Source organism: Pseudoalteromonas sp. SR43-5 (genome assembly GCF_014163835.1).
GTDB classification, from domain to species: Bacteria; Pseudomonadota; Gammaproteobacteria; order Enterobacterales; family Alteromonadaceae; genus Pseudoalteromonas; species Pseudoalteromonas distincta.
Map to the genome: position 1 here is coordinate 1 of NZ_JACJEA010000007.1, position 15,660 is coordinate 15,660.

The following is a 15,660-nucleotide window of genomic DNA, read 5'->3' on the forward strand; positions in this document are numbered from 1 at the left end:
GGATGCGAATAATACACCCTTTATTTTTCGAGTCAACACTTTGTTTTAAACTTTCTTTTTAGAAGATTTAAAACCGAAGTTTTATTTAACTCTCTGAGTAGTTCGTGCCTCGCTATGCGTTGGCGTTTCCCGTCTCAGTGGGGTCGCATTATAGGGAGAACAGATTTTTACGCAAGCGTTTTATTGACAAAACTTTAAATAAAGCACTGTTCGCTGAGAATTTAAGCTAAACGCATTAAAAACACAACATAACCAGCATTTTATTAACATTTAACGCTTATTAAAGTGTTTGTTATGGCCTGCGCTATCAAAAAAAAACTGTCTACAGACCTGCTATTAAGTCATTTAGCTAAAAGCTATAGTTAAAGCCCGCGTAAAAACGACGACCTGAGTAGCTAGTATTGAGTAATCGCGCATCGGTGTCATTTCCTAAACGCGTTACTGATTCAGATTTAGTTAAATTAATAACCGCTGCGGTAAAGCTAAGCCCGTCGTATAAATTTACGGATGCATTTACATCGAGTTGCTCGTAAGGGTCTTGGTATACATTTAATCCGCTATTTAAACCGAGTACTGTTTCGCCGCGCTTATTATAAGAAGCACGTACATTAAAATAATCTCCTTCATAATAAACAGAGGTGTTGTACTGATACTTTGCACTACCTATTAAGGCCGACTGACCAAATTCTTTACCATTAATTGTTACATCTGCTTTATTGGTTTTGTTATAAGTGTAATTTGCGTAAAAGCCAAAACCATTATCAAAGGCATGCTGAATAAATACTTCCGCGCCTTTTGATACTGCATCGGTGCCATTACCTACAGTGCTGTAAGGGGCTATATTAATAGTCCCTGCATCCACTATATTATTTTTACCAGCAAAGTTTTGCTCTACGTCGATCACCAGTGGCACAACAAAGTTATCTACTTTTTTATGAAAAAGTGCCAACCCAACAGCAGAACCTTCGCCATAATAATACTCAATAGATAAATCAGCTTGAACTGATTCAAATGGTTTCAAGTTTTTATTTCCGCCACTACCGCTAAAACCAGGAAGCTCGTTAAATGCAGCTCTATCTTCTGCCCATTCACCTGATACATAGGTAATGCGCTGCTGCGCACCTAAATCACTATAGTCAGAACGAGATATTACTTTAGCTATTGCCCCACGAATAACTAAATCGTCGGTTGCATCCCACGCTATATTAAAGCTTGGCAAAACTTGAGTGTCTTTGTTTTGCTGAGTGACTAATTGATAGTCTTCTACAAAACGAGCGTCACCTGTTACTGGCTCACCTGTTTCATCATTTGTGTGATCTAATTGGTAGGTATATAAGTCAGTAGATGAAGTAAGTGTTTTTGTTTGCACAACACGCACACCCAAATTACCTCTGACTTCACTAAATTCAAAATCACCTTGTATATAAAAAGCCGATATTTTTTCTTCTATATCGTAAACAAAATTATCTTCAATGCGCGTATAAGGTACATAACTAGCAGTGACAATATCGCGGTATTTATTCCAGTCGATACTTGGCATTTGGTTTATATCAAAACCACCTGCAATATTATTCTCACTAGTAAATACATTTTGAGCTAATGGCATTCCACCATTCCATTGGTAGCTATCAAAACGGGTAATACCTTGTTCACTTGCTTCCCCTGCAGCAATATCAAAATTTGGATCTAAAAAGAAGGTGTTGCCGGTTTCACGGTGAAGAATTGAGTTGCGGTACTTAACACCGGTTCTAATTGTTTTTAAAAAGCCCCAATCTACATAAAAATCCACATCAGCTTGGTAGTAATCTTCTTCTAGCTCACTGCGTACAAAGCTTGAGTTTGAAGAGCCCGCATCACGACCGCCTCCAACTCCATTTTGTAAATTAACTAATGTATTAGGGTCGATATTAAGTGACACATTATTTTGATTGAGCGACCAGCCAGCCGTTTGAGCTGCGTTTTGAATAGTGGCTGCGTTTTCGCCCGCGTTAGAACTTTTATACGCCGCTTCCCAGCTTTCTTCTGGGCCGCCCTCTGATTGTGTATTACCAATTACAAAGCGCGCTTTAAAATTATCACCTTCATAGGTTAAATTAAAATCAAAGGTATGGGAGGTAGATTCCTCACGTACGTAGCTGCCACGCATCCACGGAAATTGCATATCATTTTCGACACCACTTGCCATTGCATCGTATTGCATACCAGTAACAATAGTGCCCGACTCATCAAGATTTACATCCGTCAAAAAATCAGGACTTAAAGACCACTCTGGTATATCAATCACAGATTCTGTTCTGTCTTGCCCAAGTGTAAAACCAAAATAATTAAAGCCAAGCTCTAAACGATTTGTTGGTCGCCACTGGGAACTAAATTGAATCCCTTCGCGCTCACGTTTTTCGTTAAGAACAGAACCTCGAACAACTTGCGGAAACCAAACGCCATCGTAACTGTTGCCGTTTGCATCATTAATAGTATCCCAACCGTTATTGTTATCAACTGTATTACCATGTATATCTGTTGCTTGCCCAGTGCCAGTATAGCGCCATACATTAGCATCAGTACCGCCCGAAAGCGTTCTGTTTGTCCGTTCCTGATAGGTATAGCCAACTAATACACCAAAGTTTTCGTTGTCATTTTTCCATGAATATAAACCCGTAAACTGCGGTTCGTACTCTTTTGTAACATCAGCGTAAGTACTCTCTACATTAAATACACCTGAGTTTGCATCCATACTCAGAGGTTTTCGGCTATGCATTAATACAGTACCACCAACCCCACCTTCATCTAAGCGTGCTTCTGGCGATTTATAAACCTCTACGCTTTCAATCATTGAAGACGGTAACAAAGCATAATCAAACGAACGCGAAGGCTCCCCCGGGGAAGACGCAATAAAATTACCATTAAGTTGTGTAAAGGTAAGTTCTGACGATAAACCACGAATACTAACCGATGAACCTTCCCCGCCGTCACGCTCAATTACCACACCGGGTACACGCTGAAGTGAGTCTGCAACGTTTTTATCAGGGAACTTTCCAACGTCTTCCGCGGTAATGGCATCAACTACAGATCCCGACATACGTTTTACATCTAAGTTTTCGGCCATACTTGAACGGATACCACGTACTTCTATTACTTCCATATCTTCTTTATTATTAGTTATATCTGCGTAAGCTTTATTGCTGAAGCCTATTGCCGATAAAATAGAAATACAGAGTGTTGATTTGAATAGTTTGGGTGAAGCGTGTAGTGAGTTATTATTGTAGTTAAGTGCTGTCATGAAGAGTTCTATTCCATTGAAAACTGCTTATATTGATTCAAGCAAGTTAATTAATCATTTTGCTGCAATAAATTGACGAAAATATAAAATTTTTTGCCAATTTTATACAACCAAACTTAATCTTTTATTAACGGGAGCTTAAAATTAAATTAATCGCTTTGATAAATGATTACTTGTTTATAATTAACTTAAATTCAGAATAGTAAATCAATTTTAAGCACTAACCGACTGAACTATCTAGTTATTTAAATAAATACAGTTACATGAAGATATGCTGTGAGGATCTATTTTTTTAAAGTTAAGTGGCTCTTCTAAAAAACATAGACTAAGGTTAATTAAAAGTTTTACTGTAAAAATATCAGATATCCAACCTCTAAATGGTTAGCTTTAATTATTACCAACATTCGGCTATATACTAAAAAAATCACTAAAGATAGCTCTTTTTTGTATCGCTATTTATTCAATGCTTTGTTTCCAATACTCAACTATTTGAATAAATATCCCTAAAAACTTTAATAGGAGCCTATTTATGAAAAGTAATATTAAACTGATCATCACTGCGTGTTTTTTCATTTGGTTTATTGGTGATAGTAACGCCAACAATGCAAAGTCTAACTTTGATCTAGACGGCAATGGTTTATATGATGACTTTGAACGCAATTTACTGCTTGATTTTCTCGGAAACCAGTACCCTGAAATCAAAGCTGATTACGACACTAATAATGATGGCAAAGTCACGGTGCTAGAGCAAACCACTGGTCGACTCCCACTATCGCTGCGTATTCCGAAACGCGCAATTGATAGCACAATCAAAGTTACGTGGGCTTTAAACCTTTTTCCTGAGTGGCTTATGTCTGCTTATTTTCAAGAAGACACTGAAATAGGTAATGTAATAAATCATTCTTCGCGCGGGACAATTACAGCGAATGCAACACAAGCAAAGCTCTCCCTTCAACCATCCAAAACAAGAAAAAATAATGGTGTTGAATTTGCGGAGAACTCTGGGCAATATTTAATAATGCCAGGTCAGCGCGATGCTAGGTGGAATTACAGATGGATGCTTTTTACGTTTAGGATCGATGCTAATACAGGTGATAATGCTGAAACGATTTTATTAGATATTAACCATGGAGAAGGTTCAAATAAGTCATCTCCTAAAATCTGGTATAACAAAACAAACGGTCTAAGTATTCAGTATGTCGGTCTTAATAATAATGGTCTTGATAAACGGATTATGACAACTAAAAATGACGTGATTGCAGATGGTAAAACATGGAATGTTATTGTTGCTGGGATCCGCTATGGTCAAATGTTTGCCTCAGTAAATGGAACACCAATCTCTAGCGAAGCAATCCAACCTGATCGCTTTTCAGGCGAATGGATTAGCAATACTTCCTCATACATTGGCGATAAGGATATTGGTAATATGGCTTGGGCATATGATTCACTAGTCTTTGGTTTGACAGAACCATCAGAAGCAATGGTTCAAAAAATGACTGGCTGGGCGGCTTATCGTCTAAGTACGAATCAATCGTTATTTAGTAACGGAATATCTTCAATTGATCTGCCAAACGAACACCCATATAAAAATATTAGACCTACAATGGATGCTGAAGACTTCCCTTATCGCTATATTCATAATGAAAAAGAATGGACAGCTTGGGGGAGCTCTATTGATAGAGCTGAAGTGCGCATTAATGGTGGTGGAGAACGTGTACCTACAGACGACTTTGAAAGAGTATTTTATGATGACTTTCGTAATAACCGAGTAAAAGCGAGTTTTAGTGGTGAATCTGACCTTTGGTCTGCCCCTGGGTTTAATCCGGCAGTTGGCGCGAGCGCTCAGCTGATGCCTCCTAGTGAAACATTTAATGTTTATCCCCACAATAAAGATGAAAAAAAGCAATCTCTTTTACTACGAAAACAAAACGAAAGATGGAAAGCGAGTGCTTTTTATAGCGTGAATGATCTTGGGCATGGCTATACTTGGACTGGGCCAAAAATTTTTCGAATTCGTAGTATGCTTCCTAAAATAGACAAAAATGATTTGCCTGGGGGGTTATTTCCAGCATTTTGGTCTTATAATCCTGATTTTTTGTTTTGGCGAACAGCAAACCGCATCGAAGTAGATTGGTTTGAATTCGATGGAAAAAATGGAGCTTGGTTAAACGGACTTTCTTCTCATTACCACTATGCTCACGTACCAAACATATTTGCAAAAGATGACTCTAGTTATAAAAGTTACAAAGCATATTGGGGAGAACTGACGGAGCAAAAAAGTAAAATTGAAGGTGGTCTTGAATTTTGGGATGGACAATACCATACCTGGGAATTTGTTATTGATAATGACATGACTTATATAAATGTGACTATTAAAGATGAAGCTGGGAATGATAAGTGGGTTGAAGTTGGTCGTGTGCCAACCGCACCAACTTATCTTGAAAGGCTTGATTTGCAACTTGACTATGCGCTTAGGTCTTACGATGGCAATCCGACGAGCGATCAAGAAAGCTTCACCATAGACTCTATTGAAGTACTACAAAAAACATCAGACATAATAAAAATCCCAAAACCCTTTTTCAGTAAACCAATTATTACAGGGGAAAAAGCTGTTGGTGAAACAATAACTTGCCAAGCTAATTTACAAGATATTACAGATATTCGTTATTATTGGTTTGCTGATGGTTATCCGTTAACATACACAGCAACTAATACTTACGATATTACCAGTGAAGAGTCTGGGAAAGAAATTCGCTGTATGGTAAAAGCGGTTGGCGCACTTAACATGCCAGAAGCTTGGACAGAGAAAGTAGTTATAGCAGAACAATATAAATGACGTATGGGTTACAACGGAGCTTGTATATTTACTAACACAAAATAAATAGCCCCTTCAGTAAAATTTAACCATTAAAGAACTACCATTCTTTACTGGTTAAATTTTTCAAACTGGGGATAATTTAATCTTTGTAAAAAGTAAAAACCACCCCAAAAAAGCTTGTACCGCAGCTATTAGGTATTTAAATAGTTATAATTTTCTGATCATTTGTTTAATGCACATATCCACGCTTGGCATCTTTAGTATTGTGCAAAAAAAAGTACTTTACTGAAAATTAACTTATATGAGGTCAACAACCTACGAACTTTATACTACTTCTCTAATTTATTAATAACATCAGAGAGTTCTAAGAGTGTAGGCTTTCCACCATAATAATTGGTATCTATGTGATAGCTATTACCCACCCAAAAAGGCGCTTTAGTTGAGTTATGTCCATGTATTGAAAAGTCGACTCCATGACTTTTAACTACCTGATCTTGTTTAACTACTTCGCGATCCCACAATAGAGATTGCACAATTAGCGATTTATCATCAGGGTAATTTTCCCAATCCCATGATTGTGCAAATGTATGAGACAACCCAATTTTACAACCACGATACTCAAGTACTATTGAAAGCGGCTTAGTTAGTAACTCATCGCACATAACACTGAGCTTTTCACTTGATACCGACTTGTGCCAATTGCCACCATTGTCAGTCCATAATTTAAAAGCCGCTTTATCATTACTTAATAATGATTCCAACATTAAATGCTCATGATTACCTAATATCATACATGCCCTAATGGCTTGTAAGTATGTAAATAAGTCATATGTTTTATCCCCGCGATCAACAAAATCGCCTAGGCAAAACAAAGTATCTCTTTCAGGATTAAAATTTACGTTATTAAGTGCGTTTTTTAAGGCCGGTAAATCACCATCAAGATCGCCAATTACAAATACTCGGCACTCATCATTAATAAATATGGCTTGTTTTGAAGATACAGCCTGAATAACGTTAATACCTATATCCAAAATAGACTCCTATAGAATGCAATCTAAAACTTAGATTAATACTTGAGTTTATAAAGCCTTAAGGTAACACAATATAGTTGATAATTAATGAAGGTAATAAGATTTGATTGAAACTAAAAATGCATGACAGAGGACCTTAGCTACAACCTAAATAATTAATGTAAGTAGTGTTTTTAGCCTAAATTAAAAGCTGCTTAGCAAAATACCTGACGAGTTATTTGCCAGTTACCCGCACAAATTTTTCTGCTAGTTCGTCCAAAGTTTCACGCTTATTCGGATCGGGCTTTATGCAGTCAATAGGGCAAACACTTACGCAAGTAGGTTTATCATAATGCCCTACACACTCTGTACATTTGTTTGCATCTATTTGGTATATTTTAGCGCCCATATAAATAGCCTCATTAGGGCATTCTGGGTCACACATATCGCAGTTAATGCATTTACTATTTATTAGTAGTGCCACTTTTTAGCCTTTCCAATTAAAATCATTAAAAAACATAAAGATAGAGTTAAACTAAATATTTTTGACTACTTTTGATACAAGTCCAGTTCAATAAAAAACCTTTATTTTTTATTTAATCGTAGCACACATTCGTAACACACCATTTTATTTTTAGGTGTAAATTTCAGCCATAAATTATGCCTATTTTTCTCTGTTGCTTTGTTGATCCTAATCAATAAAAATAGCTGCACTTTTACTAAGCTTGATACTATTATTTTAACTTTTCTATGTCATTTTTTAAGCTAATATAAAACTAGCTGATCTGCCGAAAAGCGCTTAAGCCCTCTAGTCATACGCTAATCTCGCCAAAAGAACATTCAAATAAGTGATAACAAGGGAATATAGTACCTCCAAAAATTTAGTCTTTCTCAAAGCGTTATTTGCTCAAATACTCTATGCCTAAAATTAAACCCTATCTAAAGCGTTAAGATGCTCTAAATGATAATTTATTCTTCGTATCATTACTTTAATTTACTTAATCGCCCAACCGTACCTGTAATCAATTGGTCATATTATTCACTTAGTATTTATTTAAAATAAAATTCTAGACTGAGTAATGAAGACTTTTAAAAGCCCCCTGCCATCGAATTTAAATATTTCTTCTGAACAAAGCGATGTAAAAAACGTTATCAGCCATATTCGTAAGTTTGTTAGTCGTCGAACAAATAATACCGATGACGTAGACGACCTAGTCCAAGAAGCTTTGCTGAGAACTTTAAATAGAAATGACACATTAGAAATTGAAAACTTTCAGGCGTACATAAATCAAGTCGCAAAGTCTGTTATGTATAGTGATTGGCAAAAAAATAAAAGCCAACCAAATAAAGCAGAAGATATTGAGCTTTTTACAGATGATAATAGCGATCCAGAGGCGCAGTCAATTACAGAGCAAAAGCTCGAGCTTGTTAAAAGTGCGTTGGAAGAGTTGCCACCTTTAAGAAGAAAAGTATTTAAGCTCCGACGTATTAACGGATTAAGTCGCGAAGAAATTAGTCTGCAGTTAAATATGAGCCAAGAATCTGTAAAAAAACATATTACGCGCGCAATGATACAAATAACGCTTCACATAGAAAAAAATCAATAAAAATGTCCCCTTTATTACACTTTTACGCTCTTTATATTTAATCAACGCAGGTTAGGTTTTTTAATGAACGAACAACGCTTAGAACAGGCAGCAGATTGGGTAGATCGGATTAATGATTTAAATGATCATGACCGTAAAGAACTATCGCTTTGGTTAAAATGCACAGAAAATAAGGCTGCATTTGAGAAAATAGCCAATGTATTTGGCGATCCTGCTGTTAAACAGGCTCTACACATTTACACTAAACAATATAGTTTACCGACTCCAATAATTACGCCTAATGCTAAACGTTCTAGGGCTTTCCCTATGCTCGCCTTAGCAGCTAGTTTTAGCGCTATTGCTTTTGCAGTGTACTGGCTTTCTATATCTCAACAAGCGTTTACACCAACACCTATTGCAAAAACAGCAGTTGAAACTAACCTACCTCAGCTTTTAGAAGCACGTTTAGGCAAACGTGTATCTAAGTTATTAGATGACGGTTCATATTTACACTTAAATGCAGATAGTGAGTTGACTGCGCACTTACTACCACACTCTAGGCAAATCGAATTAAAAAAAGGACAGGTTTTTTTTGATGTAGCCAAAGATAAAACACGGCCATTTATAATAAATTCCGGACAAGCAAGCATTAAAGTACTAGGTACTTCTTTTGATGTAGAGCGCAATAAGGATGAAGTAGTGGTAACAGTGTACGAAGGCAGGGTAGAAGTCTCGGCCTTAGATAAAGTGATATTAACTCCCTCTCAACAAGCTGTTATAAAAAATGGACATATAGCTGTAGATTATAGCCAGCAGTTGACACAACTCCCTGCTTGGCGAATGGGTTGGATTGATGCAAAAAAAGAACCTCTAACCACTGTTATTAAGCAATTGCAGCGTTATAGCCCTATGGTAATTAAAGTAGATAACGCACTAAATAATACTTTAATTAGCGGACGATTTAATCTCGAAACGCCGCAACAAAGCCTTATGCTAATAGCATCTACTTACAACTGGAATGTAGAAAAAAAGAGCAACGAACTTCATTTAACGCGACCTTAAATGAAGTATGTTGATTAAACTCTTATGCTAAAACATGTATGTACATTAGATAAACGTATTTTAGTGTACTTTTTTATTGCTGTTAGTTGCTTAACAGCAATGCCAAGTGCCGCAAAAAACATACATACGTTTGTTTATATACCTGCCGGTTCTCTCAGTGACAGCTTAAGAGAAGTAGCAAATGCATATGCAGTCTCTTTTAGTAGTAACCCTTCCCTTATCGACGACAAAACTACATCCACCTTAATTGGCGATCATACACTTGCTCAAGCACTAGATTTTTTATTAATAGGCAGCGAGTTAACATATAAAATTCAAGACAAGGGTTTTGTTATTTTTCAACAAAAAATAACGACCAATAAAGAAACACTTGAAGAAATAACAGTAAAGGGTATCCGCTATTCGTTGGCTCGCTCACGAAACTTAAAACACAATAATAAAACGATTAGCGAAGCCATTTCTGCACAAGATATTACCGACATTCCCAATACTAACTTGGCTGAAGCCTTACAGTATATTCCGGGTGTAGCCATTACTCGCGAAGCAGGCGAAGGTCGCCAAGTATCAATACGTGGCAGTTATCCTGATTTTAGTTTGGTAACACTCAACGGTATGCCTGTATTGGCAAATAATGATTCACCAATGGATAGTCGAGTGCAAAAACAGCGCGATCGTTCTTTCGACTTCAATATTTTACCTGCCGAACTATTTAAACAAATTCATGTAATTAAAGCCTATTCTGCCGACAAAATTGCAGGTGGAATATCTGGCACTATGGCACTGCAAACTATAAACCCCTTAGATAATGAAGGATTTAAATTTATTATTACACCAGAAGTCGGCTACAACGACTATGTGGGTACAGGCGCAAAACGCTATTCAAGCTTAATTTCTAACACGTGGAATAATTGGGGGGTACTTGCAAGCGTTGCGTACACAAACAGAGAATCGTTAGAGCAAGGCGCTAATACATTTCGCTGGCGAAATATTGCCATAGAAGGCGCTGATCTCTCGGCGTTAACTCAATCACAAGCTCAGCATTTAACTCAAGGCGATTATATAATCCCTCGCGGTAATCGCTACTCGGTATGGCAAGCAACCCAGCAGCGATTTGGGGCAAACCTATCTGTAGAGTATAAAAACGAAACCACGCATTTTGATTTTGATATGCTCTCAGGTTTTTTAAAAGGAGAGCGGCATGAATATCATTTATACCCTAGAGGGGATCAGTCAACGCCTATAATTAAAGGGCTAACAACAATTAAAGACATTCAAGCTAATGAAAATAATGAGCTTGAGTATGCACGTTATGAAAATGCACGCGTGGCAACCGAAAGCCGAACTCAAAAAATAAATACGGCATATCAGCAAGGCGTGCTGTCATTTTCCCAGCAACTAGATAAAAATTGGAAAATAAACGCCATATTAGGAAACGAGCGCTCAAAGTATGACATTCCTTACAGCAATAAAATTTATACCCAAGGTATAAGTGACGTTACAATTGATTATCGTAAAACGCCATTTTATGCAGATATTAAGTACAGCGAAAACTTGAAAAATCCGACGATGTGGCAAATGCATCATGGTGATATAGAGCAATACAATTCAAATAGTGAGTACACCTTCGCAAAATTAGATTTTCAATATGACGTTAATAGTTTAATAACCCTTCAATTTGGGGCTGACTGGACTCTGTTTGAAAATAAAATGAATAACGCACAGCAAAACGATATTTTTTTTAATGAAATATCCGATACACCACAACAATTAATTGACCTTCCTGCATCGTATGTTTCATCGCAAAATGCACATAAAAAACAGCAGTGGTTAAAAATAAACACTAATGAGGCACTTAAGCTTTATGGCATTGACCCATTTAATGTACAAGCCAATAATTTTTTAATCACGACTAAAGCTGAACACATAAAGGAATATAGCAGAGGTGCTTATACTCTATTAAGTACAGAGCAAGAAAAATGGGAGGCTCATATAGGTGTACGTTACCAATCAGAATCTATAACATCTTACACTCAAGCGCCTTACTCTCCGATTTTGTATAGTCTATGGCTTCCAACTTTTAATGGGTCATATTTTATTAACGATAATTGGCGATTTCGTGCAGGACTTTCTAAAAACTATTCAAAACCATTACTAAATTCACTCAATTTTGATGGCTCAAACGATACCCCCAATAGTACAAAATACATATTTAACTCAAATCTAAAACCTTACTTATCTTATAATAGCGATATTTCCTTAGAGGCTGATTTTAGTAGTCGCAGTTCGTTTAACATATCACTTTTTTATAAAGATCTAGAGGATTACATAGTCACAACACAAGCGCCTTTATTTGAAGATTCGCCGCCTACAACCTCCGATAGTCAATTACTTTGGCTAAGTAATGCAGAAACGGGCTATCAGTGGGGAGCCGAGGTAAGTTTAAACTACTTAATACATAATTCTGATTGGGGCATTAATATACAAGCGGCTTATAATAAAGGTAAAGTCACCTATTATGACTCAAATAGTGGCACTGCTTTATTTAAAAAAAACCTGCCTTTTTTATCTAAAATTACCGCATCAAGTATGATTTTTTACGACCACCCTAAATTCAATTTTAAACTCGGCGCTATTTTTAGAGATAAATATTTAGTGCGTGCTGGCAGCCTTTTACTCGATGAAAACGAAACCGGATTTATGCCGACCATCTATTGGGATGCAAGTGTAAATTATTATTTTTCTAATTATTGGAAACTTAAATTTAGCGCATTTAATCTCAGTAATGAACAAGAGCAACAATACAGTAATTCAACCCTCAGAGCTTACAACTCAACCACAAGTGGACGTACCTTTTACTTAGGGTTGAGTTATCAGTATTAAATGATTTTTCCTGTTTTTAAATCAACGCGGAAATTCTCCCCCTGGGTATGTTGACTAAATTTTGCCATTACTTTTATTAACAGGGCTAAGTATTGCTGTATTTGCGTATCTGTTTTACATGTCGATTGTGCTAAAAAAGTATTTAGTTGTTGATAAGTAAGACGCTTTTGAGGTGTTATATCTGCTGTTACATCACCATTTCTTAATAAATAAAAATCTTGAAGCCATTCTTTTGTCGATACAGCTTCAAGCTGAGAGAGCAAATTAGGCGGTGCTTCATTTAAACATTGCATATTTGTAAACCAATCGGCTAAATGATGATTGTCATTTAACCATGCCACTAAATTTTTAGGCCAATCGCGTTTTAAAAAACGCTGTTTAATCAGCCCAAATAAATGTTGCTTGGTAAAATCACCATAACTCTTTGAGTTCAAAATAGTGCGGTCAAAATTACTAAGATTATGCAAGTTACGATACTGCCATTCCTTTTCATATAAACTAAATAAGTTATTAAAACCCGGCACATCGTCTAATGTATGAGTACTAATAAGCGCGGTTTGCTTAGCTAAATTTAGCTCTACAACTTTATAGGCCGCTTTGTAAGCCGCTAAACTTGGCACTTGCACATTAACTAACTGGGAGTGCTGATTACTGGTTATCAGCGCCGTATCATTTAAATGCATATGCCCTGCAAAATGGAGCGTTAACCCTGTATCTGCCAGTATTTTTGCTGTACGTGGTGTTGGCACTCTTGGTAGAGAAAAATGACCACGGCTAAACACTTTATGTAATTCGTCATTTGCATTGTCGTAAAACTCCCCCATTGGAAAGTGACTAAATGCAACCAGTGTTTTATTTTGCGTTTTGGCTCTTTTTACAACCGTTTTTATCCACTTTAACAATAAAGGCTTTGCATCAATTAAAGCATTATAGCCAGCACCAGACGACCCTTTAAAAGTGAGCGGTGAGTTTTGCCATTGCGGTGCATAAACATTGGCATCAATTGCCATTAACCAAACCCCTTTTATAGGCTCAACTAAATAACTCGCATCGGGCATGGTGATACAGTGTTTTTTGTTATTGGGGTTACACCATATAAACTCTCGGTTTTTATAAGGCGTTTCATATAGCACATCACCTTTATGTTTACTAAACCCAAAGTCATTGAGTGTGCTTAGTATTTCAGCGTATCCCCAGTTTTTTAAACCATCATCACATACAGATTGCTTAGCCATACACTTTTCATGTTGATAACTATAAACACCAAACTCTTTACCTTGCGCCATTAAAAAGTCCGCTTTACCTGCCGGTGTTGTATATGGTTTTACGGGATCGTGATTACCCGGTATGGCAAAGAAACGCATTCCATATTTCTTTTTATAATGACCTAAAATACGCGCCAGTGCCCGCACATTAATAGGTTGACCATCATCAGTAAAATCGCCAGGTAAGGCGACTAGTTTTATTTTTTTTTCGGCTAATTCATCTAATACATGTAAAAAAACAAAATAATTTTCATTAAAAAGACGTGTTGAATGAAGCTGGGCAAGCATACTACGCACTAGTAATGGTTGCTTTGAGGTAACATCCTTTGGTAGTTCTATATTATCTACGTCATGTAAATTAGCAAAAATATCATGTAGATGAATATCAGCTAAAAATGCCACTTTAACCGTCTCCATCTGCGACGCACTTTTAACCTCAAAGTACTCAATAGCACTTACTTTGCATGTAATACATAACCCAATCCATAGTGCTAACCATAGTACTTTGACTCTAATCATGATGGCTTTATCCCGTTTTTATTTCACTCATTATTTAGAGCGAGGTAATGGATAAAAGGGGACATAAAATTTTATAAACATGCTTTTCTATTATGAAACTTTTATTAAATGCATATTTTTGTGTCCCCTAATTTATAAATGCTCGCTCTTAGATAGCAAACTCAACAATTGAGACGTGCTATGCCATTTTTTATTTTTTTTGCAGGTTATGTAAGCAGTGTTAGCGCTAAGCCATTAAACACCCTGCAAATGATTGGCTCACATAACAGCTATAAAAAAACATTAAACGTAAGCGTTAAACATAAATTAAATGATTTAAGCCCCAAGCTAATGGCCCGTATTGATTACGGTCATTCATCTATTATTAAACAGTTAAATAGCGGTGTTCGCCATTTAGAAATTGACGTTTTAAAAGACCCTAATGGGGGTTTATACATAAAACCTTGGGCTAATACTTTTGCAACAACACCTTTGTTTAATGAGTTAGAAAAAAAGCAATTAGCTACTCCTGGATTTAAAGTAATGCACATTCCCGACATTGATGTGCAAAGCCATTGTGTGTTGTTTAGTGGCTGTTTGAATACATTGAAAGCATGGTCAGAGGCAAATCCGCAGCACTTTCCAATTGTTGTAATGCTCAATGTAAAAGAAACACGATCTGATTTAGTTCTGGGGAATAATCCACTTAAATTTACACCGAAAGATTATTATTTACTCGATGAAGTAATTCAAAAATCGTTACCTAACTTATTATTCACGCCAGATGATTTACGCAAAACGCCATTATCTTTAAACCAAACAGTCGTTAAGTTTGGGTGGCCAAGTACACGTGCCTTAGCAGGTAAGTTCATATTCTTATTTGATGGCAATACACAACAATCCGCACTTTATAAACAAAATAGGCCTTCGTTAAAAGGGGCTAGCATGTTTGCCCATTATGATGAAAACCACCCCGAAGCTGCTTTTATGATTGTGAACAACCCTATACGCGACTTTTATAAAATTCAGCAACTTGTATTAAAAGGCTTCATGGTGCGTACCCGCGCAGATGCAAATTTAAGTGCCACTAATTCGCAACGAACAATGCAGTTTAATGCTGCAAAAAATAGCGGCGCACAAGTAATTTCAACCGATTTTATACCCGGCTCGCCACAGCAGGCGCGCTTTAACTATGTGGTGCAATTTGACGAAGGTCATTTAGTGCGCACAAACCCTTTTATTAATAATCAACTTTAAATTAAAA

At 36.6% G+C, this 15,660-nt stretch carries 9 protein-coding genes; 5 read left to right on the forward strand and 4 right to left on the reverse strand.

Annotated elements, in window-relative coordinates:
• Window positions 1-349: 349 nt before the first annotated feature.
• The gene (locus H5090_RS05560) at window positions 350-3,277 is read right to left on the reverse strand and encodes a TonB-dependent receptor (protein WP_182695224.1); all 2,928 of its coding nucleotides are present in this window, start codon (window positions 3,275-3,277) and stop codon (window positions 350-352) included.
• 529 nt (window positions 3,278-3,806) lie between these two features.
• Here H5090_RS05560 and H5090_RS05565 point away from each other — a divergent pair.
• A complete protein-coding gene (locus tag H5090_RS05565; RefSeq protein ID WP_182695225.1) occupies window positions 3,807-6,113 on the forward strand; it encodes a hypothetical protein in 2,307 nt (768 codons plus the stop codon).
• Window positions 6,114-6,424: 311 nt separating this feature from the next.
• Here H5090_RS05565 and H5090_RS05570 read toward each other — a convergent pair whose 3' ends face one another.
• Window positions 6,425-7,126: a metallophosphoesterase gene (locus H5090_RS05570; protein WP_182695226.1), complete on the reverse strand. Its 702-nt coding sequence runs from the start codon at window positions 7,124-7,126 to the stop codon at window positions 6,425-6,427.
• A 214-nt stretch (window positions 7,127-7,340) separates the two neighbouring features.
• Window positions 7,341-7,589, reverse strand: coding sequence for a YfhL family 4Fe-4S dicluster ferredoxin (locus tag H5090_RS05575; protein ID WP_024595039.1), 249 nt, complete (start codon window positions 7,587-7,589; stop codon window positions 7,341-7,343).
• Between the two features lie 595 nt (window positions 7,590-8,184).
• Here H5090_RS05575 and H5090_RS05580 point away from each other — a divergent pair.
• The 3 genes from H5090_RS05580 to H5090_RS05590 all read left to right on the forward strand — a co-directional run bounded on the left by H5090_RS05580 (window position 8,185) and on the right by H5090_RS05590 (window position 12,633).
• Entirely contained in the window at window positions 8,185-8,712 is a 528-nt protein-coding gene (locus H5090_RS05580; RefSeq protein ID WP_182725241.1) for an RNA polymerase sigma factor, read from the forward strand.
• A gap of 63 nt (window positions 8,713-8,775) precedes the next feature.
• Window positions 8,776-9,753, forward strand: a complete 978-nt coding sequence (locus tag H5090_RS05585) for a FecR family protein (RefSeq protein WP_182692786.1) — start codon at window positions 8,776-8,778, stop codon at window positions 9,751-9,753.
• Between the two features lie 24 nt (window positions 9,754-9,777).
• On the forward strand, window positions 9,778-12,633 hold the full coding sequence (locus H5090_RS05590; protein WP_182695227.1) for a TonB-dependent receptor: 2,856 nt from the start codon (window positions 9,778-9,780) through the stop codon (window positions 12,631-12,633).
• Here H5090_RS05590 and H5090_RS05595 read toward each other — a convergent pair.
• Window positions 12,630-14,417 (reverse strand): metallophosphoesterase, encoded by a 1,788-nt coding sequence (locus H5090_RS05595; protein ID WP_182695228.1) that lies wholly within the window; start codon window positions 14,415-14,417, stop codon window positions 12,630-12,632. The two genes, H5090_RS05590 and H5090_RS05595, sit on opposite strands and share 4 nt — an antisense overlap.
• A gap of 180 nt (window positions 14,418-14,597) precedes the next feature.
• Here H5090_RS05595 and H5090_RS05600 point away from each other — a divergent pair, with 180 nt between their 5' ends.
• Window positions 14,598-15,653, forward strand: coding sequence for a Ca2+-dependent phosphoinositide-specific phospholipase C (locus tag H5090_RS05600; RefSeq protein WP_182695229.1), 1,056 nt, complete (start codon window positions 14,598-14,600; stop codon window positions 15,651-15,653).
• The last annotated feature ends 7 nt before the right edge of the window (window positions 15,654-15,660 follow it).